Origin of the sequence: Crossiella cryophila (assembly GCF_014204915.1) — a bacterium.
Classification (GTDB): Bacteria; Actinomycetota; Actinomycetes; order Mycobacteriales; family Pseudonocardiaceae; genus Crossiella; species Crossiella cryophila.
This window is the reverse complement of the sequence record NZ_JACHMH010000001.1, coordinates 4,560,563-4,584,256: the sequence shown is the minus strand read 5'-3', so window position 1 is coordinate 4,584,256 and position 23,694 is coordinate 4,560,563. Positions and strand designations below refer to the sequence as shown.

The window sequence follows — 23,694 nt, the reverse complement described above, 5'->3', positions numbered from 1 at the left end:
CCGCTGAGAGCAACCCTAGAACCGTTGTGCCACCTGTGGTGACGGTCGATCGACCCGCACCGAAGGAGTAATCGCACGGCTCCTTTGGGTGAGTACCACGCACAACAGCACCAGTACGGCCATGCCAGCGGTGAACACGCCGATCTCCTCACCCAGCAGCAACGCCGCCCAGCCAAGGCCGAGCACCGGCTGGGCGAGCTGCACCTGACCGACCCTGGCCACCCCGCCGCGGGCGAGTCCGGCGTACCAGGCGAAGAAGCCGAGGAACATCGACACCATGCTGACGTAGCCGAAACTCGCCCAGGCCTGCCAGCTCACCGCGCCGGGCACGATCGGCAGCGCGGCGAGCACGGTGGCGGGCAGGGTCAGCGGCAGTGAGACGACCAGGGCCCAGCAGATCGTGCGCGCGCCGCCGAGATCGCGGGCCAGCGCGCCGCCCTCGGCGTAACCCAGTCCGCACAACACCACCGCGGCCAGCAGCAACAGATCCGCGACCTCGAAGCCGCCGCTGAGCCCGCCCGCGGTGGCCACGAACACCAGCACCGCGAGCAGGCCCGCGCCGCTGGAGAGCCAGAACCGCCGGGTCGGCCGCTCGCCCGCGCGCAGCACCGCCCAGACCGCGGTGGCGGCGGGCAGCACCGCGATGACCACCGCGCCGTGCGAGGCGGTCTGCACGGTCAGCGCGAGCGAGGTGAACAGCGGGAAGCCGACCACCACACCGAGTCCGACCAGCAGCAATCGCTTGACCTGGGCCCGGTTCAGCCGCTGCCAGCCGGTGATCCACAGATAGCCGAGGGCCAGCGTGCCTGCCACCGCGGCCCGGCCGAAGGCCACGAACCAGGGGTTCAGCTCGGCCACCGCGAGCCGGGTCAGCGGCAACGACAGGCTGAAGGCCAGCACGCCCAGCGCGCCGAGCAGGAAGCCGCCCGTTATCCGGTTCTTGCCGATAACGTTACTCTTGTCCCTCATGAATGACGATAACGCCGCGCGTCGTGTTATCCAAGAGCTGCGGGCGCACGTCACTGCCGCCGCGCCGGGCGCGCGACTGCCGTCAGTGCGGGATCTCATGGCCAGGCACCACATCTCGCCGGTCACCGCACAACGGGCGATTCGCCGGCTGGCCAGTGAGGGCCTGGTCGAGGTGCGGCCCGGCAAGGGCAGTTACGTGGCCGCCCGCGTCACCGGCGTTACCGAGGTGGCCGACCTGTCCTGGCAGGCGGTGGCCCTGGGCGAACGCCGCTCCGGCGAGGACGCGCTGCCCGAACTCCTGGCCATGCCCCGCCCCGAACTGATCGCGCTCACCGCCGGCTACCTCGACGCCTCCCTGCAACCGGTCAACGCGCTCGGCGCGGCCCTGTCCAGGGCGGCCCGGCGGCCCTCAGCCTGGGAACGCGGACCAGTGGAGGGGCGGGTCGAACTACGGGCCTGGTTCGCCCGGCAGGCCGGCGGCGCGTTGCGTGCCGGGGACATGGTGGTCTGCCCCGGCGGCCAGTCCGGACTGGGCACCGCGTTGCGCGCGCTGTGCGTGCCCGGCGACACCGTCCTGGTCGAGGCCCCGACCTACCTCGGCGTGATGGCCGCCGCGCGCACCTTCGGGCTGCGCGTGGTCGGCGTGCCGGTCGACGCCGACGGCGTGCGCCCCGACCTGCTGGCCGCCGCGTTCGAGCGCACCGGCGCCAAGGTGTTCTACTGCCAGCCCGCCTACGCCAACCCGCACGGCGCCATCCTCGCCCCGCACCGCCGCGCCGAGGTGCTCGCCGCCGCCCGCGCCGCCAGGGCGTTCATCCTGGAGGACGATTGGGCCAGGGACCTGGTCCTGGAAGGCGAACACCCGCCGCCACTGGTCGCCGAGGACCTCCACGGCCACGTGGTGCACCTGCGCTCGCTCACCAAGGCCGGCGCGCCCGGACTGCGGGTGGCCGCGATCGGTGCCCGCGGCGCGGCGGGCGCGCGGATCCGCAGCGCCAGGGTCGCCGACGACTTCTTCGTCTCCGGCCCGCTACAGGAGGCCGCGCTGGAGTTCGTCGCCTCGCCGGCCTGGGCCAGGCACCAGCGCACCCTGCGCACCGAACTGCTGGCCCGCCGGGACGCGCTGCTGTCCGCGCTGGCCCAGCACCTGCCCGAGTTCACCCTGGCCGTGGTACCGCGCGGCGGCCTGCACCTGTGGGCCCGGCTGCCCGACGGCGTGGACGACCAGGCACTGACCACCGCGGCCGCCGCGCACGGCGTCGTGGTGTTCCCCGGCCGACCCTGGTACCCCGCCGAACCACCGGCCCCGCACCTGCGGCTGACCTTCGGCGCGGCAGCGCCAGAGGTGCTCGGCGAGGGGGTGCGGCGGCTCGCGGCCGCCTACGCGACGTTGCGCTGAAACCGTTGCGCGGAAACGAGATCCGGTCAGTCCCGGGCCGTGGCCTGAGTCGGCACGGCCGGGTTGTGCGCGCGGTGCTGGATCTCGTCCAGCATCTCGGCGATGGTGTCCGGCACGAACAACTCCACCACCTTCCTGGCCGCGGCCAGGAGTTCCTCGCGGGTGGCCATCCCGTCCTGCTGGGCCACACTGTGCTGCATCACGACCTACCCATCCTCCACCGGCCGCCCCGACTTCCTTTGCCGGACAACACATCTACCCGCCAGCCTGGAGTTACCGGCCAGTCATCGCCCGATCGGCCTCATAGGTGCTGCGTCACACGGTTCATGCTGGTACAAGCAACACCAGGATTGGTCCAGTAGCGAAGGGCAGCGGCTGACCGCCCGGTTGGGTGAACGTGGTCCCACCGTCGGCGGCGGGGCGTGACCACCGGCCCGGGTAGGACCGCCCGTCCCGCAACACGGTCACGTCACCGGAGCCGACCGTCTGGGCGAACGGCGACCCACTCCCCCGGCTGTCCTGCGAACCCGAGCTGCGCACGATCACCTTCTGCACCACCACGGTGCGCACGCTGACCGCCCCGCCCTCGGCCGCGGCCAGCGGCGCGCCGTCCAGGCCGACCCGCCAGCGCTGGTCCTGCGGGTTGTAGTCCAGCGCGACCACGGCGGCCGGATAACGCACCACGTGCTGAGAGGTCTCCGCACCACCCTCGGGCGCCGGCCCGAACCGGAACCCGATGTCCCGCACCGCGCCCGCGCCGGGAGCGGCGGCGAGCAGCTTCGCCGGATCGGCGTAGGTGTTGTGCGGGGCGCTGCGCCGGGAGTCCCGGGTGTACGCGCCGGGTGCCTTGTCCGGCGGCACCGGGATCAGCGGTGCGGCGGCCACCCGCTGCGCGACCTCGGCCGCCGCACCGGAGTAGGCCAGCGCGGGTCGCTGAAAGTGTTGCAGCAGTTCGAGATCGGTCTCCCGGGCGCTGCGCACCGGCCCGACCGAGGCAGGCAGCCGGGAACTGAACACCGCGACAAACCGGGTCAGCCCACCCTCCACCGGTTCGAGGTAGAGCAGATCGGCCTGGGTGAGCCCGGTCTGTGGCCGGGCAGCCGCCAGATTGTCGATCTTGACCGCGAGCACCGGTTTGCCGGCGGCCACCGGCAGTCCGGTGAGTGGAGAGGGCGCCTCGGTCACCGCACTGGTCGTGCTGGACCCGGGTCCGGGCGGGGCGGGGTCCGAGCAGGCCGCCACGGCGAACAGCAGCAGGATCGGGACGGTCAGTCTGCGCACGGAACCTCCCGGAAGCCGGTGCCGCGAGGCTAGCGAGTTCAGGGGGTGCCAGCGACTCCACTTTCAGGCTAACTTACAGTCTGACTGATAGATCCCGTCGGCCCCGGAGGACTCCTTGCCCAAGAAACTCACCGTTGGCATCCTCGTTTCCCCTGGTTACTTCGTGTGCGACATCCTCGGCGTGCACACCGTGCTCGGCATCCAGCCGGACGTGGAACTGCACCTGCTGTGGAAGGACCGCGAGCCAGTCATCGGCCTGCCGACCTTCCCCACCACCCCCACCACCACCTTCGCCGACTGCCCGGAGGACCTGGACGTGCTGGCCGTCGGCGCGATCAGCGGCGAGGTCCTCGGCGACCCAGAGGTGATCGACTTCTTCGCCAAGGCAGCCGGCCGCGCCAAGCACGTGATCGCCATCTGCGGCGGCACCTTCCTGCCCGGCCTCGCCGGCCTGCTCAACGGAAAACGAGCCACCACGAACTTCCACCTCACCGACATGTTGCCGCTGATCGGCGCGATCCCGGTCGAGGGCGGCCAGGTCGTCCGCGACGGCAACCTGTGGACCGCGGGCCCCGTGACCGGTTCGTTCGAGGCCGGGTTGCAGGTGCTGGCCGAGTTGCGCGGGGTCGAGGTGGCGCGGCGGACCGAGCTGGATCTGGAGTTCGCGCCGCGTCCGCCGTTCGGCACGGGCAGCCCGGAACTGGCCGGGCCGGAACTGACCGCGGCGTCGATGGCGGAGTTCGAGCCGATGCGGGCGGAGTTGCGGAACCTGCTCTCGGTGGCGGCGCGCACCGGGTGATCGGGTGACTCGGTGACCGGCCCCGGCGGATCGCGACCGCTGGGACTGGTCGGCCGAGGGTCACGCGCGCCAACCACCCGGTCGGTCGGCGTGCTGCGTGCTGCGTGCGGGGCGGCGATCAGCAGCCCCTACCGACCATTCGGTCGGCACACGGAACAGTCCCCAACGCCCCGACCGACCGTTCGGTTGATGAACGGGGCGGTAGTCAACACCCCAACCAACCATTCGGTCGGCAAGCGAGGCAGCGGTCAACACCCCCACCGCCCGGTCGATCGGCAAGCGGGGCCGCGATCAACACCCGACCAACCAACCGCTCGGTCGCTCGGTCGCTCGGTCGCTCGGTCGCTCGGTCGCTCGGTCGAAGAGCGAAACGGTCGCCAGCACCCCAACCAACCGTTCGGTCGGCAAGCAGCACAGCGGTCAGCAACCTCTACCAACCATTCGGTCGGCGAGCAAAACAGCGACCACCATCCCGACCAACCGTTCGGTCGACGAGCGGGATCACGGTCTGCGTCCCAACCAACCGGTCGGTCGACGAGCGGAGTGGCAGCTAGCCGCCCGACCAACCGTTCGGTCGGCGCGCGGAACAGCGACCAACACGCCAACCAACCATTCGGTCGGCGAACGGAACGGTGGTCAGCAGCCCAACCAACCGTTCGGTCGGTGAGCAGATACGGCAGCCAGCGCCACTACCGACCGGTCGGTAGACAGCCAGAACCGCAGCCAACAAGCACAACCGGGCGGGCGAGCGAGCAGGAGGGTGAGCGGGCGAACCAGCAGGCGAGCCGAGCCGTCAGCCGAACCAGCAGACGAGTCGAGCCGTCTGCGAGCGCGCCCCGGTCAAGCGATCACAGCCCCAACCGCCGCGGCACCGTCGCCAGCGCCGCCAACCCCGCCCGCAACCCCGCCACCTGCTCCGCGCTCAACTCCCCCAACAACTCCTCATCCAACCGCACCGCCGCCTCCGCCATCCGCGCGAGCATCCCCCGCCCATGCTCGGTGATCTCCAGCCGAGCCGCGTGCCCATGCCCCGCCAGCACCCGCACCACCGCCCCCTGCTCCTCCAGCGCGCGCACCGTCGTATGCATGCTCTGCGTGGTGACCCCGGCCCGACGAGCCAGGTCCGAATAGGACAGATCAGGCCGATGCGACAGGTGACCCAGCGCGCCGAGGTGGCGCAGGGTGAGGCCTTGGGTGGCTAGTTCTTCGTCTACTCGGCGGCTCAGGAGGCGGCCGACTGTCACCAGCATCAGGGTGGTGGAGTCCGCCACCGTCGGCTGCTCGGCCATACCCAAGTATGGATCACGGCCATTTGGCGATGACCAGCTGCGGGGCCAGGCGGGTGTGGGGGGCGGGCAGGGCGATCAGTTCCGCCACTACTTCGCGCAGGCTGCCGGAGAAGTCCCAGACCACGCCGCCCTTGGCGCCGGGTTGGTCGGCCAGTAGGCGGACTGCTCGGGCGTCGTCGCGGTCGGCGATGAAGACCGCGTCGGTGTAGTCGCGGTCGGTGAACGAGCCTGCCAGGCCCAGGGTGTGGCCTGCTTCCACCCAGGGTCGGAAGACCCAGCCGGCGTCGCGCAGGGCGGCGAGCACGATCAGTTCCGGATCGTCCTCGGCCTGCTCTGGCCTGGTCACAGCTCACCCCGTTTCCAGCTTGCTTGCGGAGCGTACCCTCCTGCTCACCCAGTGAAACTATGGGGGGCGAAGGTCACGGCCAGGTGGAGGTTCATCGCGCAGGGCACCCGGCCGTCGGCCAGCACGGTGACGGTGTGGTCGAAACAGCGGCGCAGGGTGGCCAGCGCGGCCGGGTCCAGGGGGTCCAGGTCGTAGATCTCGATCATGCGGGTCCAGACCTCGTCCAGGGTGCCGGTGAGGTCAAGGCGGATGGTGCGCCAGTCCACCGGGCCGAAGCCGGTCGCGCCGAGCACCTGGTCCAGGCCCGCCCTGGTGCGGGTGCGGCGGTCGCCGAGCACGGGCTGCCTGCGGTCGGCCGGCACCTCGTCCAGCACCGAGCGGGTGAGGTCGTTGAACACCTCGTAGGCGGTGCCGGGCACGGCCGCGCCGCCGAGCACCACCGCGAGCACGCCGCCGGGTTCGAGCACCCTGGCCAGTTCGGCGGCCACCCGGTCGATGTCGGTGAGCTGGGCCAGGGCCAGGTGGGACACGCAGGCGTCGAAGCTGTCCGCCGGGAAGGGCAGTTCGTGCGCGCTGGCCAGGGCGAGCGCGGCGCGGCTGAGCGCGGGTCGTTCGCGGGCCTGGGCCAGGGGTTCCTCGGTGAGGTCGATCCCGGCCAGGCGGCGGTGGCGGTCGCCGGCGAGCAGGTCGAGCAGGTGGCCGTCGCCGCAGCCCAGGTCCAGGATCCGGCGGCGGCCGGTGACGGTGTCGCGGAGCACCTGGTAGCTGGTGCGGCCGTCGGGCACCCGGCCGGCGTCGACGGTGAGCCGCCCGAGGTGGATCGGGCCCAGCGACGCCTCCCGGGCGGCAACCATCATGGGCGGTGAATTTACGCGAGCTGTTTCACCGCGGTCACCAGGCTGCTCAGCGAGTCCTTCGCGTCACCGAAAAGGAGCGTGGTCCTGGGGTTGAACAGCAGCTCGTTCTCGATCCCGGCGAACCCCGGCCGCATCGAGCGTTTGAGGAAGACCACCGAGTCGGCCTTGTCCACGTCCAGGATCGGCATGCCGTAGATCGGGCTCTCCGGCTGGTCCCTGGCGGCCGGGTTGACCACGTCGTTGGCGCCGATCACCAGGGCGACGTCGGTGCTGGCCAGCCGCGGGTTGACCTCCTCCATCTCCTTGAGCTGGGCGTAGGGCACATCGGCCTCGGCCAGCAGCACGTTCATGTGCCCCGGCATCCGCCCGGCGACCGGGTGGATGCCGTAGGCGACCTCCACGCCGCGCCCGGCGAGCAGGTCGGCGAGTTCGCGCACCACGTGCTGGGCCTGGGCCACGGCCAGGCCGTAGCCGGGGATGACCACCACGGTGCGGGCGTAGCCGAGCATGATCGCGATGTCCTCAGGGGTGCCGGTGCGGACCGTCCTGGACTCGGCCGGTCCGCCGTCACCGCCGATCGCGGCCGGGGTGAACGCGCCGAAGAGGATATTGGTCAGCGAGCGGCCCATGGCCTTGGCCATCATCCGGGTGAGCAGCGTGCCGGAGGCGCCGACCAGGGTGCCCGCCACGATCAGCAGGGTGTTGCCGAGCACGTAGCCGGAGGCGGCCACGGCCAGGCCGGTGAAGGCGTTGAGCAGCGAGATCGCGATCGGCACGTCCGCGCCACCCACCGGCAGCACGAACAGCACGCCGAGCAGCAATCCGGCCACCGACAACGTGATCACCAGCGCGGTGGAGGCGGTGGGCACCACGGCCACGGCCAAGCCCAGGCACAGCACCGAGACGCCGATCGCGGTGGACCGTCCATAAGGGAGGATCACCGGCCGGGTGGTCATCAGTTCCTGGAGTTTGAGGAAGGTGACCAGGCTGCCGGAGAAGCTGACGCAGCCGACCAGCACACCGAACACGGTGGCCGCGCGCATGCCCGCGTTCCCGGTGGTGGCAAGGAATTCGGTCAGCGCGACCAGGGCCGCCGCCGCGCCGCCGACGCCGTTGAACAGGGCCACCATCTGCGGGATCGCGGTCATCTTCACCGCGCGGGCTGCCGGGATGCCGATGATCACGCCGAGTGCGATGGCGGCCAGGATCCAGCCCACGTTGCCGATCCGGCCGTCGCCGAAGGCGATCGCCACCGCGAACACCATGCCGAGGGCGCCGACCAGGTTGGCCGTGCGGGCGTGCCGGGGTGTGCTCAATCCCTTGAGCGCCAGGATGAAGCACAGTGCGGCGAGCAGGTAGACGAGGTGCACCAGGTCCTGGCTCATCGCCTGCGCTCCTTGCCGCTGAACATGCTCAGCATCCGGTCGGTGGCCACGAAACCGCCGACCACGTTGACGGTGGCGAAGACCACCGCGAGCAGTGCGAGGACCAGTTCCACGGTGCTCTCCGCCTTGCCCGCCACCAGGATCGCGCCGACCAGGATGACGCCGTGGATGGCGTTCGCGCCGGACATCAGCGGGGTGTGCAGGATGGCGGCCACCTTGGAGACCACCTCGAACCCGACGAAGACCGACAGCACGAAGATGGTCAGCAGACTGATCTCGCCCGTCATGTCGCCTCCCTGGTCCCGGTGACGCGGCAACTGCCCAGGATCTCGTCGTCGAGGGCTTCGGTGCGCAGCTCGCCGTCGGCGATCAGGTGCCGGACGAAGTTGGCCATGTTGCGCGCGTAGAGCGCACTGGCGTGCGCGGGCATGCCGCTGGGCAGGTTGAGCGCGCCGAGCACGGTCACCTCGCCGTGCCGGATCTCCTGCCCGGCGACGGAAAGCTCGCAGTTGCCGCCGGATTCCGCGGCCAGGTCCACCAGCACCGAGCCGGGGGTCATCCCGGCCACCATGTCCGCGGTGACCAGCACCGGCGCGCGTTTGCCCGGCACGGCCGCGGTGGTGAGCACCACGTCCGCGGCGGCGACCGCGGTGGTGAGCAGTTCCCGTTGCCTGGTCAGGAAATCCTCGGACTGGGCCTTGGCGTAGCCGCCCGCGCCGTCCTGGCTGCCGAGGTCGAGTTCGAGGAATCTGGCGCCCAGGCTGCGCACCTCCTCGGCCGCGGCGGCGCGCACGTCGTAGGCGGAGACCACCGCCCCCAGCCGGCGCGCGGTCGCGATCGCCTGCAGACCGGCGACCCCGGCGCCCAGCACCAGGACCTTGGCCGGGGCGATGGTGCCGGCGGCGGTGGTGAACATGGGCAGGAAGCGCGGAAGTCGTTCCGCGGCGAGCAGAACCGCCCGATACCCGGCCACCAGTGCCTGGGAGGACAGGGCGTCCATGCCCTGGGCCCTGGTGATGCGCGGCAGCAGGGCGAGGCTGTAGGCGGTGATGCCCTTGTCCCGCAACGCCTCCAGCGCCTCCGGTGCCGGCGCGGACAGGCTGACGGTGGTGATCCCGGCCCGGGTGTCGGCGGGATCGGGGGGTTGCACGCCGATCAGCAGGTCGGCCGCGCCGAGGTCGTCGGCGATCTGGGCGCCTGCGGCGCGGTAGTCATCGTCGGATGCGCAGGCATGGTGGCCGGCGCCGGACTGCACGAGCACGGTGAGTCCCGCGCCGGTGAGCAGGGGAACCGTCCCTGGAAGACAGGCGACCCTGCGTTCGCCGGCCCGCGACTCTGCGGGTACGCCGACCTTCACGCGGCCAACCGTAACGGACGTACGGTGATCTGGACCACATTGTGCTCTTCACCGTATTGACCCTTGACGACCGCCAGAACCCCCCTGGTCAGCGACTTCCAGGCCTGTCGGCGATCACTGAGGGCAACCGGATCCACTCGGACGGCCGTAGCCGATACGGTCGGTTCGTGACCCTTCCCGATCTCTCCGGCACCGCCGTCCTGATCACCGGCGCGGCCGGCGGCCTCGGCCACGGACTGGCCAGGCGCTTCGCCGAGGCGGGTGCCGCGGTGGCCGTGCACTACCGCGCCAGTGTCGGGGCCGCGCACGCGCTGGTCGCCGAACTCCGCGAGCTGGGCACGGAGGCACTGGCACTGCCGGCCGACCTGTTGTCGCCCGAGCAGGTGGGCCACCTGGTCGAGTCCACTGTGGACCATTTCGGACGGCTGGACACGCTGGTGAACAACGCGGCCGTGCAACCGGTGCAACCGTTGCCGGAGATGACTTTCGAGCAGTGGCGCGAGGTGCTGGGCACCAACCTGGACGCGGTGTTCCTGACCACCAGCCTCGCGGTGAAACACATGGAACCCGGGAGTTCGGTGATCAACATCGCCTCGATCGAGGGCAGTCAGCCCGCGTTCGGGCACGCGCACTACAGCACCGCCAAGGCCGGGCTGCTGATGCAGACCAGGGCCGCCGCGCTGGAGTACGGGCCGCTCGGGGTGCGGGTGAACGCGGTCAGCCCCGGCCTGCTGCACCGGGACGGACTCGCCGAGCAGTGGCCGGAGGGTGTGGCACGGTGGGAACAGGCCGCGCCGCTGACCCGCCTGGGGCAGGCCGAGGACGTGGGCAACGCCTGCGTGTTCCTGGCCTCACGGTTGGCGTCCTGGATTTCCGGGCAGAATCTCGTTGTCGACGGCGGAATGTCCGCTCACCCGAACTGGTAAGGACTCAGGTGCTCACTCCGGAACAGATCATCGCGGAACTCGGGCTGCGGCCGCTGCCGGTGGAGGGTGGTTTCTGGGCGCAGACCTGGCGGACCGAGAACGGCACCGGCATCTACTACCTGATGAGCGGCGGCGGATTCTCCGCGCTGCACCGGCTCAAACACCCGGAGGTGTTCAGCTACCACGCCGGTTCGCCGGCGCGGATGTTGCTGCTGCACCCCGGCGGCCGGGTCGAGCAACCGGTGCTCGGCCTGGACCTGGCCGCCGGGCAGCGACCGCAGGTGGTGGTGCCGGCCGGGGTGTGGCAGGCCAGCGAGCCGATCGGCGACTGGTCGCTGCTGGGCACGTTCATGGCCCCGCCCTACACCGACGACGTCATCGACTTCCCCTCCGGCGACGAACTCCTGGTGGCCTACCCGGAGTTCGCCGAGGAGATCCGGCGGCTCTCACCTCAGGAGTGATCGCCCGCCCAGGCTGAGTCGAAGGCGAGCTTGCCGAAGCGGTCGCCGATGCGCTGGTGGGTGGCGGCGTCCGGGTGCAGGTCATCCGGCAGCGGCAGTTCGGCCAGATCGGCCTCGCCGTACAGCTCGCGGCCGTCCAGGTAGTACAGGTTCGGGTCCGTGGCGGCGCGCTCGGTGGTGATGCGGGCCAGTTCCTCCCGGATGACGGTCAGGGTCAGTTTGCCGGGACCGGGTTCGCCGGTGGCCCGGAACTTCAGCTCCCCGTCGCTGACCTCCGGCAGGCAGGGGCCGGGGGTGTGCTCGTGGATCGGGCACAGGATCGGCGAGACCACCAGCAGCGGGGTGTCCGGCTGCCCCTCGCGGATGGTGTCCAGGAACCCGTGCACCGCCGGTCCGAAGGCCCGCAGCCGCATCACGTCGTGGTTGACCAGGTTGATGCCGAGCTTGAGGCTGATCAGCGCGGCCGGGGTGTCCCGGATGGTCCTGGCCACGAACGGGTCCAGCAGCGCGCTGCCGCTGAAACCCAGGTTGATCAGCTCGACCCGGCCGTGCGCCGCGGCCACCGCGGGCCAGGTGGTGCTGGGACTGGCCGCGTCCGAGCCGTGGCTGATCGAACTGCCGTGGTGCAGCCAGGTCCGGCGGGTGCTCGAACTGGGCTCGACCGGGGCGTTGGCGCGCAGCGCGACCAGCTCGGTGCGCTCCCGGTGCGGCAGCCAGATCTCGACCTGCTTCGGCTCCGCGGCCAGGCCGGTGATGTGCACGGTGCCGACCGGGCCGGGGACGAGTTGCGCCGCGCCGGTGAGCATGTCCAGGGTCAGCAGGTTGCCGCCGGAGGCGCTGACCTGCGCCGCGAGTGCGCCGTTGACCAGCAGGTCGTACACGCCGTCCGGCCGCGGCGGCGCGCCCTCGGCGACGACCTGGGTGCGCAGCACGTCCAGTTCGATCTCGGTGGCCGCGGTGCGGAAGACCAGGCGCACCCCGGACGGCTGGGACTGCGCCATGGCCAGCTGACCGTCGGTGTTCTGCGCGCGGGCCCAGGCGGGCAGGCGGTGCGGCAGCAGACCGTGCGCGGTGCGCTCCAGGTCCAGCGCGCCGCGGAGCAGTTCGGCGGTGATCGGGATGGTGACCATGGGTCCTATCCTCGCCCAGCGGCCTGCCGGGCCAGGTCAGCGGGCCCGTCGTAGGCTGCGGAGAAGTTTTTTGGGAAAAGTTCGGCGGGTCTGTCGATCCGTGGCCCGAGCCGTTCGACCTAGGGGTGAACGGGCCCGGCAGGCGGGCCCGGAGCGACCAGGGAGCACACCACCATGAAGTACATGCTGATCATGCGGGCCACCGACGAGACCGTCGCCGCGTTCGAGAACATCGACTTCACCGAGATCATGGAATCGATGGGCAAGTTCAACGACGACATGGTCCGGGCCGGGATCCTGGTCGCGGCCGAGGGGCTAGACCCCGAGGGCGGCGTGGTGGTGGACTACTCGGCCGAGCCGCCGGTGGTCACCGACGGGCCGTACGGGGAGACCAAGGAGCTGTTCGGCGGGTTCTGGATCCTCAACGTGGCCTCCCGCGAGGAGGCCGTGGAGTGGGCGCGGCGGGCCCCGCTGGCCGGGCCGGGCGCCAAGGCCGAGATCCGCCGGGTGACCTCGATCGATGAGTTCCCGCAGGACAACGAGTGGATCCAGAAGGAGCGGGCGTGGCGCGAGGCCACCGGCCAGCTCTGATCGGGACGACCCGACATGGCTGATCCGACCGGTCGCGAGGCCGTGGCGGCGGTCTGGCGGATCGAGTCGGCGCGGATCGTCGGTGCCCTTGCCAGGAGCACCGGCGATTTCGCGCTGGCCGAGGACCTCGCCCAGGAAGCACTGGCCGAGGCGCTGGTGACCTGGCCGCGCGAGGGCGTGCCGCGCAACCCGGCCGGGTGGCTGCTCACCGTGGGCAAGCGCCGGGCCATCGACGGCTACCGGCGGCGCTCCGCCCTGGACGAGCGCTACGCCGCCCTCGCGCACGGCCTCGGCGAGGGCGGGGCGTACGCGGGCACCACGGTCGAGCAGGGCCAGGACGTGCTGTGGGATCCGGACCAGATCGACGACGACGTGCTCGCGCTGATGTTCATCTCCTGCCACCCGGTGCTGTCCAGGGAGGCCAGGGTGACCCTGACCCTGCGTGTGGTCGGCGGTCTGACCAGCGACGAGATCGCCAAGGCGTTCCTGGTGCCGACCGCGACCGTGCAGGCCAGGATCACCAGGGCGAAGAAGACCCTCGCCGCGGCCAGGGTGCCCTTCGAGGTGCCGCCCGCGCAGGAGTGGCCCGCGCGGATCGGGTCGGTGCTCAACGTGGTCTACCTGATCTTCACCGAGGGCTCCTCGGCCAGTTCCGGGGACGAGGTGATCCGGTTCGACCTGGCCGGTGAGGCACAGCGGCTGGCCCGGGTGCTGGCCCGGCTGATGCCGCAGGCCCCCGAGGTGCACGGGCTGCTGGCCCTGCTCGAACTGACCGCGGCCCGTTTCCCCGCGCGCACCGGCCCGGACGGCGAACCGGTGCTGCTGGAGCAGCAGAACCGGCGGCGCTGGGACCACGCCGCGATCCGCCGCGGCCGGGCCGCGCTGGCCCGCGCCGAACAGGCCGGGCGGGGGCTGGGCGCCTACGGGTTGCAGGCCGCGATCGCCGAATGCCACGCCGTGGCCGACTCGGTCGCGGCCACCGACTGGGAACGGATCGTGCTGCTCTACGAGGCACTCGGGCAGCTCACGCCCTCCCCCGTGGTCGACCTCAACCGGGCCGCCGCGGTGGCCATGGCGCAGGGCCCGGAGGCGGCACTGTCCATCGTGGACGACCTGGTCGCCGGTGCGGCCCTGGCCCACTCGCACCTGCTGCCGAGCGTGCGCGGCGAACTGCTCAGCCGGTTGGGGCGTGCCGCGGAGGCACGCGAGGAACTCAAACGGGCGGTCGAGTTGTGCGGCAACGAACGGGAACGGGCGGTGCTGGCAGGCAAACTCACCGCACTGGGCTGAGCCGGGTTATCCGGTCGCCGAATCCCGGAACCGATGACAGGCTGCCGACATGGACCGGAGTTTCGACGAACTGGTGGCCGAGGCGGCCGAGGTCTCGGTGGACGGCTGGGATTTCTCCTGGCTCGACGGCCGGGCCAGTGAGCAGCGCCCGTCCTGGGGCTACCAGCGCGCCATGGGTGACCGGATGGCGGCCGCGCGCACCGCACTGGACATCCAGACCGGCGGCGGCGAGGTCCTGGCCGGGGTGCCGCGGCTGGCCGAGCGGACCTTCGCCACCGAGTCCTGGGAACCCAACCTGGCCAAGGCACGGGACCTGCTCGAACCACGCGGCGTGCGGGTGCTGCTGGATGCCGACGAACCGCCGCTGCCGTTCGCGGACAACACCTTCGACCTGGTGGTCAGCCGGCATCCGGTGACGACCTGGTGGACCGACATCGCCAGGGTGCTGGCCCCCGGCGGGACCTACTTCTCCCAGCAGGTCGGACCGGCCAGCGTGTTCGAGCTGGTGGAGTACTTCCTCGGCCCGCAACCGGAATCAGTGCGCAGCGGCCGGAACCCCGATGACGCCAAGGCCGCGGCGGAGGCCGCCGGACTGGTGGTGCGCGAACTGCGACTGGAGTCGCTGCGCACCGAGTTCCGCGACATCGGCGCGGTGATCTACTTCCTGCGCAAGGTGATCTGGATGGTGCCCGGGTTCACCGTCACCGGCTACCTGCCGGCACTGCGGCGGCTGCACGAGCGGATCCAGGAGCAGGGACCGTTCCTGGCGCACACCACCCGATTCCTGATCGAGGCGGCCAAACCGATCAGGTGAGCCAGCCCCGCCGCTGGGCGTGACAACCTAGCTGGAACCGGGTGGTACAGCCCGCCCGGTCCATCAGGGTGCGGATCCGGCGCAACACCGTGCGCGGGCTGATGCCCAGCTGGCGGGCGATCGACTCGTCCGTGCAGCCCGACCGCATCAGCGACAGCAGCGCCCGCGCCTGTGCGTCCAGCAGCTCCTCGGTCAGCTCCGCCGGACGTTGTGCCTGGCTCGTCTGCAACATCATCTCAGGGCCTCCTCGCACCACGGACACGACCGCCCAAATGGTCTATACCAGGGACCGGTCGGGCGTCACCACGTCCTGTGGTGGGGATCTGCGATCCCGCACGGACAATGCGCCGCAGCTCAGCCCCCCTTCGCCTGGCCAGTCTCCCATCAGGTCGTCCAGATCGGCAGCGACCGACTTGCGGGGAGTTGCGATCTTGCCGGGCACACTTTGTGGTTCGTTCGGGCATCAACACGAGTGGATTCGTGCGGTATTGGAAAACGCTTACCTCTCCGGGCGGGCGGAAATCGGGCAGTCGGTCGCCGTCCGCGGGCCGGATGGGTCGTGCGATCGAGGCCGGGTGGTCTACGACCCGCGGCGGGGGCGCACCGCGTTTGTCCACTGTGTACCGGGGTGCCCGGATGAGAAAACGTTGTCTGGAACGGGCGTGAAACGGGCATGGTTCACCCGGGGAGCGGGCATGCGGATGTGCCGGATTGGTGCGAGCGAGGGACCGTCAGGGGTTGTCCAGCGGCGGTGGTTGCCTGACTTTTCCTTTGCTTGACATCAAAAACCCTTTTGCCCAGCGTGGTCACGCTGGCGTTGTTGTCCGCTGTAGCGGGCAGTCAGCTCACGATGTCCGCCGGGGTCCGGCCGGTGGCGTAGCGGCGGACGTTGTCCAGGGCCGCGGCGGCGATGCGCAGCATGGATTCCCTGGTGACCCCGCCCGCGTGCGGGGACAGGGCCACGTTGGGCGCGCGCAGCAGCGGCAGGTCGGCGGGTGGCGGTTCGGGGTCGAAGACGTCCAGACCGGCTCCGCCGAGGCGGCCGGCGGTGAGCGCGGCGGCCAGGGCGTCCTGGTCGACCAGGGCGCCGCGGGAGGTGTTGATCAGGATCGCGGTGGGTTTCATCAGCGCCAGCCGCTCGGCGTTGATCAGGTGCCGGGTGCCCTCGGACAGCGGCAGGTGCAGCGAGACGTAGTCGGACTCGGCGAGCAGGTCCTCGAGCGGGCGCTCGGTGATGTCGAACCGGGCGGCCAGTTCCGGGTCGAGCGGACGTCGGGTGGCGCACAGCAGGCGCAGGTCGAATGCCTTGGCGCGCTTGGCGAGTTCGCGGCCGATGGCGCCGAAGCCGACGATGCCCAGGGTCTTGCCGAAGAGTTCGGTGATGCTGAACTGGAGCCGGGGCAGCGCCCAGTCGCCCTTGGCGAGGGCGTTGTGGCCGGGGATGAGTTGTTTGGCCAGCGCGAGCATCAGGCACAGCGCCTGTTCGGCCACGTCCTGGGATTCGGCGTCGCTGGAGCCGATGTTGCACACGGTGATGCCGCGGGCGCGGGCGGCGGCCAGGTCGACGTGGTCGAAGCCGTGGCTGGAGACCTGCACGAACCTGACGTTGTCCGCCTTGGCCAGGTGTTCGGCGGTGAGCGGGGCCAGCGCGCTGAGGATGATCTCGGCCTCGCGCAGCGCGACCGGGTCGGCCCCGGTCTCCTCCACCGCGGTCAGCTCGAAGCCCTCGCCGAGCGCGGCGCCGATCATGCCGCTGAGTTTCACCCCGCCGACGTGCGGGGACAGCACGGCCAGGACCTTCATCGGGTGACCTCCGCGAGCGCGTCCCTGCCGAGTGCGCCGGGGGTGCGGTGCCCGGCCAGGCCGAGGGTGAGTTCGGTGTCGGCCAGGATGGAACGCAGCACGTGCCGCACGCCCGCCTCGCCGCTGTGCGCAAGCCCGTACACCCACGGCCGCCCCAGCAGCACCGCCTTGGCGCCCAGCGCGATGGCCTTGAGCACGTCGGCGCCGGTGCGCACGCCCGAGTCGAACAGCACGTCCAGGCGGTCCCCGACGGCCTCGGCGATGCCGGGCAGCGCGTCCAGGGAGGCGATCGCGCCGTCCACCTGGCGACCGCCGTGGTTGGACACCACGATGCCCTCGATGCCGGCGTCGGCGGCCCGGCGCGCGTCGTCCACGTGCTGGATGCCCTTGAGCACGATCGGCCCGTCCCAGTGCTCGCGCAGGAAAGCGAGGCGGTCCCAGCTCTTGTCCTGCCCGGTGAACAGCCCGACCCAGCGCAGGATCGCCATCTGCGGGTCTTCCTCGGGCGTTTTCTCCAGTCCGGCCCGGAAGGCGGGGTCGGAGAACGGGATCGCGGTGCCGATGCCACGCAGGAACGGCAGGTACGCCTGGTCGAGGTCGGTGGGCCGCCAGGCCAGGGTCCAGGTGTCCAGGGTGACCACCAGCGCGGTGTACCCGGCGGCCTTGGCCCGGCGCAGCAGGCTGGCGCAGACCTCGTCGTCGTTGGGCCAGTACAGCTGGTACCAGCGCGGCCCCTCGCCACTGGCCGCGGCGACCTCCTCGATGCTGGTGGAGGAGGCGGTGGACAGGATCATCGGCAGGCCCAGTCCGGCGGCGGCGCGGGCGGTGGCCGATTCGGCGTCGGGGTGCACGATCGCCTGCACGCCAACGGGTGCGAGCAGGATCGGCGCCGGGAGCTGCTGGCCGAGCACGGTGGTGCTGAGGTCGCGGTCGGTGGCATCGCGCAGCATCCGGGGCACCAGGCGCCAGCGGTCGAATGCCTCCCGGTTGGCCCGCACGGTGGCCCCGGAACCGGCGCCGCCCGCGACGTAGCCGAACGGGCCCGAGTCCAGGAGGCCCTTGGCCATGGATTCCAGGGTGGTGGGGTCGGTGCTCATCGGCGGCCGGACGTCACCGAGGCCCTGGAGGTAGATCTCGTTCTGGTACTGCCCGTACTGAGCTGGCATGGACATTCTCCTTACTCAGGCACGCAGGTAGGCGAGCACGGCCTGCACCCGCCGGTGTCCCGCCCCGTCCGTGCTGGGCAGGTCGAGCTTGGTGAAGATGTTGCCGATGTGCTTGTGCACCGCGCCCGCGCTGATCACCAGCAGCTCGCCGATGGTGGTGTTGGAGTGCCCCTCGGCCATCAGCGCCAGGACCTCGCGTTCGCGGGCGGTCAGGGTGCGGATCGGGTCGTCGGCGCGGCGGCGGACCAGCAGCTGGGAGACCACCTCGGGGTCCAGCGCGGTGCCGCCGGCGGCGACCCGGTTGAGCGCGTCCAGGAAGTCGGCGACCTTGCCGACCCGTTCCTTGAGCAGGTAGCCGACCCCGCCGCCGGGGCTGGCCAGCAGCTCCCCCGCGTAGCTGTCCTCGACGTAGGCCGAGAGCACCAGCACGGCCAGTCCGGGGTGCCTGCGCCGGGCCTCCACGGCGGCGCGCAGGCCCTCGTCGGTGAAGGTGGGCGGCAGCCGGACGTCGACCACGGCCACATCCGGGGACTCGGCCGCGATCGCCTCGAGCAGGGCGTCCGGGTGCTCCACCGCGGTGACCACGTCCATGCCCTCGCTGCGCAGCAACAGGGTCAGGCCCTCGCGCAGCAGGGCGTCGTCCTCGGCGATCACGATCCGCACGGGGGTGGTCCTCTCAGGTTCCGGTGGGCAGGCGGACGCCCAGGACGGTGGGGCCGCCCTCGGGACTGGACAGGGTGGTCCGGCCGTCGAAGGCCTCGACCCGGCGGCGGATCCCGGTCAGCCCGGTGCCACCCGCCTCCTCGGCGCCGCCGAGGCCGTCGTCGCGGACCTCGATCACCAGGTGATCTCCTCGCACGGCAAGGGAAACCTGGGCTGACTCGGCGCCGCTGTGCTTGGCCACGTTGGTCAGCGCCTCGGCGATGACGAAGTAGGCTGCCGCCTCCACCGCGGCGGGCAGCCTGCGCAGGTCGGTGACGGTGAGCGTGCACGGGATGGGGCAGCGGGCGACCACCGCGTCCACCGCGCCGTCCAGGCCGCGGTCGGCCAGCACCGGCGGGTAGATGCTGCGCACCACCTCGCGCAGTTCGGTGAGCGCGTCGGTGGCCGCGTTCTGCGCGGTGAGCACCGAGGACAGCGCCACCGCCGGATCGCGCCGCAGCGCGCGTTCCACGATGCCCAGGTGCATGACCACCGCGACCAGCCGGTTCTGCGTGCCGTCGTGCAGGTCGCGTTCGATCCGGCGCAGCTCGGCGCCGTGCGCCTCCAGCGCGGCTGCCCTGGTCGCGGTCAGCTCGGCGACCCGCTGCACCAGGCTGGCCCGGCCGGGCGCGAGCAGGTTCGGCGCCCAGCGCGCCTCCCAGTCGGCGGCCCTGGGCACCAGGAACCAGGCCAGGGCCGCGGCGAGCAGGCCGGTGCCCGCGCACAGGGCCGCGGTCGGCCAGGAGTCCACGTGCACCCCGTAGGAGCCGTCCACGCCGCCGGGCACCGCCCACCAGAACAGCGGCACGATCACCAGGTTCTGCGGCACCGAGGCCGGGATCCCGAAGCCGATCATGCCCAGCACCATGCCCGCCGGCAGGTGCACCGCCTGCCAGAGCAGGTCCCGGCGGGTGGCCGGGTCGGTGATCACCGTGATGATCTGCTGGAACAGCGGGCCGGACAGCTCGGCGTAGCGCACCGGGATGGGTGTGCCGGTGCGGGCGGCGATCCGGCGGCGGTCCACCTCGACCAGCCTGCGCTGGGCCCGCGCCACGATCGGCAGCAGAGGCAGGGTGACCACGAGCAGCGCGCAGATCAGCAGTCCGCACAGGACGACGATCCCGGCCATCGCGGTGACGAAACCCAGCGACAGGCTGATCACCGCCCGGCCGAAGCGCAGCAGCGCGGCCCGCATCTCGCCTCCCGTGGTGGAGCCTGCTCCACCCTTGATCCGGCACCCCGCGGGATGTCGCGGCGCACCTGGGCAAACCTACCGTCGTGGCCATGACAGCAGTACGACTGGACTCGGTCACCAAGGTGTACGGCAACGGTGACAGCTCCACCACCGCACTGGACCGGGTGAGCCGGTCCATCCCGCGTGGACGGTTCACCGCCGTGATGGGACCGTCCGGTTCGGGCAAGAGCACCTTCCTGCAGTGCGCGGCCGGACTCGACCGTCCCACATCCGGTTCGGTGCGCCTGGGCGAGACCGAGCTGACCGGGCTCAAGGAGACCAAGCTGACCGAGTTGCGCCGGGAGCGGATCGGGTTCGTCTTCCAGGGCTACAACCTGTTGCCCGCGCTCAGCGTCACCGACAACATCACCCTGCCGCTGCGCTTCGCCGGGCGGGCCGCGGACCGGGCCTGGCTGGCCGAGATCATCCGCCGGGTCGGGCTGGACGGTCTGCTGCACCGGCGGCCGAACCAGCTCTCCGGCGGCCAGCAGCAGCGGGTGGCGATCGCCCGCGCGCTGGTCACCCGGCCCGAGGTGGTCTTCGCCGACGAGCCGACCGGCGCGCTGGACTCGCGGACCGGCGCCCAGGTGCTGGCCCTGCTCCGCCAGCTGGTGGACGAGCTGGGCCAGACCGTGGTGATGGTCACCCACGATCCGGTGGCCGCCGCGCACGCGCACAGCGTGCTGTTCCTGGCCGACGGCCGGTTCGTGGACGAGCTGCTCGCGCCCACCGCGGACCAGGTCGCCGCCCGGATGACCCACCTCGGGGAGTGGTGAGCCGTGTTCTCCTTCGCCTGGAAGACCATTCGCGCCCGCAAGGCCGGTTTCGCCGCGGCGTTCCTGGCCCTGTTCGGCGGTGCGATCCTGCTGACGGCCTGCGGGGTGCTGCTGGAGTCGGGCCTGTTCGGCGGGGTGGCCGCGCAGCGCTACTCGGCCGCGCCAGCGGTACTCGGCGCGGACCGTTCGATCACCGTGGAGCTGGAGAAGAAGTCCGACAAGAGCGAGGACCTGGCCGAGAAGGTCCCGCTGCCCGCCGCGCTGGTCGGTGAGGTGGCCCGGATCCCCGGGGTGACCAGGGCGGTCGGTGAGATCAGCTTCCCGGCCACCGTGGTCGGCAGGGACAACCAGGTGCTCTCGGGCGCGGACGGGGGACGGTCCCTCGGCCACGGCTGGGCCAGCGCCGAACTGACCCCGTTCACGCTCAGCGGCGGCACGGCGCCGGGTCCGAACGAGGTGGTCCTGGACGCCGAACTCGCCCAGCGCTCCCGCTTCTCCGTCGGCGACCAGGTGCGGATCATGGTCGACTCGGCCCCGCGCGCCTACCGGGTCAGCGGCATCGCCGCGCCATCGGGCCGGGACCGGCTGATCCGGCAGTCCGCGGTGTTCTTCCACGACAGCACCGCGAAAACCCTCTCCGGCAGTCCCGATCAGGTGGCCGCGATCGGCGTGTTCGGCAAGGTGGACAACCTCGACGGCAAGCTGCCACCTGGCGTGCTCGTCCATACCGGACTCGACCGCGGCGAGGCGGAGAACCTCGACGGCGCGCAGTCCCGGTTCGTGCTGACGATGGTCTCCGGCTCGTTCTCCGGCTTCGTGCTGATGATCGTGATCTTCGTGACCGCGAGCACCCTGGCCCTGGTGCTCAACCAGCGCCGCCGCGAACTGGCCCTGCTGCGTGCCATCGCGGCCACCCCGCGCCAGGTGCGCAGGCTGATCGGCGCGGAAACCCTGCTGGTCTCCGGTGTGGCCGCACTGCTGGGCGTGGCGCCGGGCCTGTACGTCGCGCACTGGCTGCGGGACTTCTTCGTCACCATCGGCGTGATCTCCCCGGACTTCACCCTCTCGCTCAGCCCGGTGCCCGCGCTGGCCACCGTGCTGCTGTGCGTGGGCGCGGCCCAGCTCGCGGCCTGGTCCTCGGCCGGGCGGATGCTGCGGCTCAAGCCGACCGAGGCCCTCGGCGAGGCCGCGGTGGAACCGGCCAGGCTGGGCCGGGGCCGCAAGATCACCGGCGCGGCGCTGCTCGCGGTGGCGGGTGCGGGCGTGGTGTCCACCCTGTTCCTGCCCGGCGAACTGGCCATGGTCCCGGCCGGTTCCTCGGTGCTGGTCGCGATCATCGGCATCGGCCTGCTCGGCCCGGTGATCACCGGCCTCGCGACCAGGGTGGCCGCCGGGGTGTTCCTGCGATCACGGCGGGCGGAGAGGTTCCTGGCCGCGCACAACAGCACCGCCAACTCCCGCAGACTGGCCGCCGCGGTGACTCCCCTGGTGCTCACCATCGGCTTCGCGGTCACCCAGTTCTACAGCGGCACCACACTGAGCGAGGCCACCCAGCACCAGGCCCGCGCCGCCACCGTGGCCGACTACGTGCTCACCGCCCCACAGGGCGTGCCAGCCGAAGTGGCCGCCGCGGCCCGCCGCATCCCCGGCGTCACCGCGTCCACCCCGCTGATCGGCACCGAGATCATCGCCGAGGACAAGAACGCCGCCGAGGAACCGCTGTCCAAGTCCAAAGCCTATGGCGTGGAAGGAAACCAGCTCACCGGCACGCTGAAGCTGACCGGCGTCACCGGCAACCTGTCCGACCTGCGCGGCGACACCGTGGCCCTGAGCAGCACCGAGGCGTCCTGGCTGGGCAAGAAGATCGGCGACCGCGTCGAGCTGTACCTGGGCGACCGCACCAAGGTCACCCCGAAACTCATCGCCACCTTCGACCGCAACCTGGGCTACGGCGACGCCCTGTTCCCCCAGGACGTCCTGCTCCCGCACACCACCGACCGGCTGGCCGACTCCATCCTGGTCGCAGGCAACCCGTCCGTCCACAAAGCACTGTCCGAACTGGCCGGTCATTACCCCGGCCTCCAGGTACGTGACAAGGCCGAACTCACCGTGGCCACCGACGCCCAGCAGGAGGCCAACCTCTGGCTGAACCGCATCCTGCTCGGCGTGATCCTGCTCTACGTGGCCCTGTCGGTGGTCAACAGCCTGGTGACCTCCACCCTGGACCGCCTCGGCGAGGTCCGGCTGCTCCGTCTGCTCGGCGGCACCCGGCGACAGGTGCTGCGGATGTTCCGGGCCGAATCGGTACTGGTGGTCTCGATCGCGGTGCTCATCGGCTCCGCGGTGCCGGTGCTGCCACTGGCCTTCCTCAGCCTCAACCTCACCGGCACCCCCATCCCGGCCGGTCCGCTGTGGGTGTACCTGGGGATCGTGGGGGTGTCCGTCCTGATCGGACTGTGCTCGATCCGGCTGCCCGCGCGCAGGCTCAGCCGGGTGGCCCGGCGGCAGCCCTAGCCACAGCGGTCCCGGTGGTCCACCTCCGGGAAGTGCCGGGCCCGCTCGGCCGCCGGCAACGCGCAGCCCCGCGCCTCGGCTCTGGCCAGGTCGGTCTCCCGGAGCTGCGCGGACCGGTCGTGGCTCGCGGTGACCAGGGTGTGCCCGTCCGGGGCGAAGACGATCGCGCTGACCGCGCCGATGTGGCCGGTCAGCGCGAGCCTGGATTCGCTGCCCTGCCACAGCCGGACGGTGTGGTCGTGGCTGCCGGAAGCCAGCCACCTACCGTCCGGTCGGTAGGCGAGGGAGAACACGGCGCCGGTATGCCCGGTCAGGACGGTCGGCGGCCGCGACCGGTCGGCCAGGTCCCAGAGCCGGACGGTATTGCCGAGGCCCGCACATGGGGCCAGCGTCACCGCCAGGCTCGGCAACCGCCGCCCGCCCGCGGCCTCCGACAGCGTGCTTGCGGCGAAGTGCACCCGGCGACCCAGCTCCCGATAGGCCGGGCTGCCCGCCTCGCGCCGTACCCGCCGCAGGTAGGCGGCCAGCCGCGACAACGGCCCGTCACCCGCGTCGAGGGGTCGTTCGCCACGCACTCTCCCGGTCCCCGCGCTCCCGGGATCGGT

Annotated in this window: 25 protein-coding genes; 9 read left to right on the top strand and 16 right to left on the bottom strand. The window is 71.6% G+C overall.

The features are described from left to right. Nucleotides 1–15 precede the first annotated feature (15 nt). Entirely contained in the window at nucleotides 16–969 is a 954-nt protein-coding gene (locus HNR67_RS20600) for a DMT family transporter (protein ID WP_185003873.1), read from the bottom strand. Between HNR67_RS20600 and HNR67_RS20595 the strand changes: the two genes are divergently transcribed. Then, on the top strand, nucleotides 968–2,368 hold the full coding sequence (locus HNR67_RS20595) for an aminotransferase-like domain-containing protein (protein WP_185003872.1): 1,401 nt from the start codon (nucleotides 968–970) through the stop codon (nucleotides 2,366–2,368). The two genes, HNR67_RS20600 and HNR67_RS20595, sit on opposite strands and share 2 nt — an antisense overlap. 26 nt (nucleotides 2,369–2,394) lie before the next feature. Here the strand turns inward: HNR67_RS20595 and HNR67_RS20590 are convergent, their stop codons facing one another. Then, nucleotides 2,395–2,571, bottom strand: a complete 177-nt coding sequence (locus HNR67_RS20590; protein ID WP_185003871.1) for a hypothetical protein — start codon at nucleotides 2,569–2,571, stop codon at nucleotides 2,395–2,397. A 121-nt stretch (nucleotides 2,572–2,692) separates the two neighbouring features. After that, nucleotides 2,693–3,649 (bottom strand): DUF3048 domain-containing protein, encoded by a 957-nt coding sequence (locus HNR67_RS20585; RefSeq protein WP_185003870.1) that lies wholly within the window; start codon nucleotides 3,647–3,649, stop codon nucleotides 2,693–2,695. A 115-nt stretch (nucleotides 3,650–3,764) separates the two neighbouring features. Here HNR67_RS20585 and HNR67_RS20580 point away from each other — a divergent pair, with 115 nt between their 5' ends. After that, nucleotides 3,765–4,448: a DJ-1/PfpI family protein gene (locus HNR67_RS20580; RefSeq protein ID WP_185003869.1), complete on the top strand. Its 684-nt coding sequence runs from the start codon at nucleotides 3,765–3,767 to the stop codon at nucleotides 4,446–4,448. Between the two features lie 848 nt (nucleotides 4,449–5,296). Here the strand turns inward: HNR67_RS20580 and HNR67_RS20575 are convergent. The 6 genes from HNR67_RS20575 to HNR67_RS20550 are packed head-to-tail and all read right to left on the bottom strand — an operon-like array spanning nucleotide 5,297 to nucleotide 9,682. After that, nucleotides 5,297–5,737 (bottom strand): MarR family winged helix-turn-helix transcriptional regulator, encoded by a 441-nt coding sequence (locus HNR67_RS20575; protein WP_221489987.1) that lies wholly within the window; start codon nucleotides 5,735–5,737, stop codon nucleotides 5,297–5,299. Between the two features lie 13 nt (nucleotides 5,738–5,750). Next, a complete protein-coding gene (locus HNR67_RS20570) occupies nucleotides 5,751–6,083 on the bottom strand; it encodes a hypothetical protein (RefSeq protein ID WP_185003868.1) in 333 nt (110 codons plus the stop codon). 44 nt (nucleotides 6,084–6,127) lie between these two features. Beyond that, nucleotides 6,128–6,940 carry a class I SAM-dependent methyltransferase gene (locus HNR67_RS20565; RefSeq protein WP_185003867.1) on the bottom strand — a complete coding sequence of 271 codons (813 nt, stop codon included), beginning with the start codon at nucleotides 6,938–6,940 and terminating at the stop codon, nucleotides 6,128–6,130. A gap of 11 nt (nucleotides 6,941–6,951) precedes the next feature. Next, a complete protein-coding gene (locus HNR67_RS20560) occupies nucleotides 6,952–8,325 on the bottom strand; it encodes an NAD(P)(+) transhydrogenase (Re/Si-specific) subunit beta (protein WP_185003866.1) in 1,374 nt (457 codons plus the stop codon). Next, nucleotides 8,322–8,612 carry an NAD(P) transhydrogenase subunit alpha gene (locus HNR67_RS20555; RefSeq protein WP_185003865.1) on the bottom strand — a complete coding sequence of 97 codons (291 nt, stop codon included), beginning with the start codon at nucleotides 8,610–8,612 and terminating at the stop codon, nucleotides 8,322–8,324. The genes HNR67_RS20560 and HNR67_RS20555 overlap by 4 nt, the downstream gene beginning before the upstream one ends. After that, nucleotides 8,609–9,682: an NAD(P) transhydrogenase subunit alpha gene (locus tag HNR67_RS20550; protein WP_185003864.1), complete on the bottom strand. Its 1,074-nt coding sequence runs from the start codon at nucleotides 9,680–9,682 to the stop codon at nucleotides 8,609–8,611. The genes HNR67_RS20555 and HNR67_RS20550 overlap by 4 nt, the downstream gene beginning before the upstream one ends. 167 nt (nucleotides 9,683–9,849) lie before the next feature. Here HNR67_RS20550 and HNR67_RS20545 point away from each other — a divergent pair, with 167 nt between their 5' ends. Then, nucleotides 9,850–10,608 (top strand): SDR family NAD(P)-dependent oxidoreductase, encoded by a 759-nt coding sequence (locus HNR67_RS20545; RefSeq protein WP_185003863.1) that lies wholly within the window; start codon nucleotides 9,850–9,852, stop codon nucleotides 10,606–10,608. Nucleotides 10,609–10,616: 8 nt separating this feature from the next. Further along, on the top strand, nucleotides 10,617–11,069 hold the full coding sequence (locus tag HNR67_RS20540; RefSeq protein ID WP_185003862.1) for a cupin domain-containing protein: 453 nt from the start codon (nucleotides 10,617–10,619) through the stop codon (nucleotides 11,067–11,069). On the opposite strand, the gene HNR67_RS20535 is transcribed toward HNR67_RS20540, so the two are convergent. Continuing rightward, a complete protein-coding gene (locus HNR67_RS20535; protein WP_185003861.1) occupies nucleotides 11,060–12,199 on the bottom strand; it encodes a GDSL-type esterase/lipase family protein in 1,140 nt (379 codons plus the stop codon). The two genes, HNR67_RS20540 and HNR67_RS20535, sit on opposite strands and share 10 nt — an antisense overlap. Nucleotides 12,200–12,373: 174 nt before the next feature. Here HNR67_RS20535 and HNR67_RS20530 point away from each other — a divergent pair, with 174 nt between their 5' ends. Genes HNR67_RS20530 through HNR67_RS20520 form a run of 3 tightly spaced genes read left to right on the top strand, consistent with a single transcriptional unit; the run spans nucleotide 12,374 to nucleotide 14,894 of the window. Further along, nucleotides 12,374–12,790, top strand: coding sequence for a YciI family protein (locus tag HNR67_RS20530; RefSeq protein WP_185003860.1), 417 nt, complete (start codon nucleotides 12,374–12,376; stop codon nucleotides 12,788–12,790). A gap of 15 nt (nucleotides 12,791–12,805) precedes the next feature. Further along, nucleotides 12,806–14,080 carry an RNA polymerase sigma factor gene (locus HNR67_RS20525; RefSeq protein WP_185003859.1) on the top strand — a complete coding sequence of 425 codons (1,275 nt, stop codon included), beginning with the start codon at nucleotides 12,806–12,808 and terminating at the stop codon, nucleotides 14,078–14,080. Between the two features lie 49 nt (nucleotides 14,081–14,129). Beyond that, nucleotides 14,130–14,894 (top strand): class I SAM-dependent methyltransferase, encoded by a 765-nt coding sequence (locus HNR67_RS20520; RefSeq protein WP_185003858.1) that lies wholly within the window; start codon nucleotides 14,130–14,132, stop codon nucleotides 14,892–14,894. Here the strand turns inward: HNR67_RS20520 and HNR67_RS20515 are convergent. The 5 genes from HNR67_RS20515 to HNR67_RS20495 all read right to left on the bottom strand — a co-directional run bounded on the left by HNR67_RS20515 (nucleotide 14,887) and on the right by HNR67_RS20495 (nucleotide 19,760). Next, on the bottom strand, nucleotides 14,887–15,129 hold the full coding sequence (locus HNR67_RS20515) for a response regulator transcription factor (RefSeq protein ID WP_185003857.1): 243 nt from the start codon (nucleotides 15,127–15,129) through the stop codon (nucleotides 14,887–14,889). The two genes, HNR67_RS20520 and HNR67_RS20515, sit on opposite strands and share 8 nt — an antisense overlap. A 605-nt stretch (nucleotides 15,130–15,734) precedes the next feature. After that, the gene (locus HNR67_RS20510; protein WP_185003856.1) at nucleotides 15,735–16,697 is read right to left on the bottom strand and encodes a 2-hydroxyacid dehydrogenase; all 963 of its coding nucleotides are present in this window, start codon (nucleotides 16,695–16,697) and stop codon (nucleotides 15,735–15,737) included. Beyond that, nucleotides 16,694–17,863: a lactate 2-monooxygenase gene (locus HNR67_RS20505; protein WP_185003855.1), complete on the bottom strand. Its 1,170-nt coding sequence runs from the start codon at nucleotides 17,861–17,863 to the stop codon at nucleotides 16,694–16,696. Before HNR67_RS20505 ends, HNR67_RS20510 begins: the two co-directional genes overlap by 4 nt. A gap of 15 nt (nucleotides 17,864–17,878) precedes the next feature. After that, entirely contained in the window at nucleotides 17,879–18,526 is a 648-nt protein-coding gene (locus tag HNR67_RS20500; RefSeq protein WP_185003854.1) for a response regulator, read from the bottom strand. A 13-nt stretch (nucleotides 18,527–18,539) separates the two neighbouring features. Beyond that, nucleotides 18,540–19,760 (bottom strand): sensor histidine kinase, encoded by a 1,221-nt coding sequence (locus HNR67_RS20495; RefSeq protein WP_185003853.1) that lies wholly within the window; start codon nucleotides 19,758–19,760, stop codon nucleotides 18,540–18,542. Nucleotides 19,761–19,849: 89 nt separating this feature from the next. Here HNR67_RS20495 and HNR67_RS20490 point away from each other — a divergent pair, with 89 nt between their 5' ends. Beyond that, nucleotides 19,850–20,575: an ABC transporter ATP-binding protein gene (locus HNR67_RS20490; protein WP_185003852.1), complete on the top strand. Its 726-nt coding sequence runs from the start codon at nucleotides 19,850–19,852 to the stop codon at nucleotides 20,573–20,575. A gap of 3 nt (nucleotides 20,576–20,578) precedes the next feature. After that, nucleotides 20,579–23,089: an ABC transporter permease gene (locus tag HNR67_RS20485; protein WP_185003851.1), complete on the top strand. Its 2,511-nt coding sequence runs from the start codon at nucleotides 20,579–20,581 to the stop codon at nucleotides 23,087–23,089. On the opposite strand, the gene HNR67_RS20480 is transcribed toward HNR67_RS20485, so the two are convergent. Continuing rightward, nucleotides 23,086–23,664, bottom strand: a complete 579-nt coding sequence (locus HNR67_RS20480; protein WP_185003850.1) for a WD40 repeat domain-containing protein — start codon at nucleotides 23,662–23,664, stop codon at nucleotides 23,086–23,088. The genes HNR67_RS20485 and HNR67_RS20480 overlap by 4 nt on opposite strands. Nucleotides 23,665–23,694: the final 30 nt, after the last annotated feature.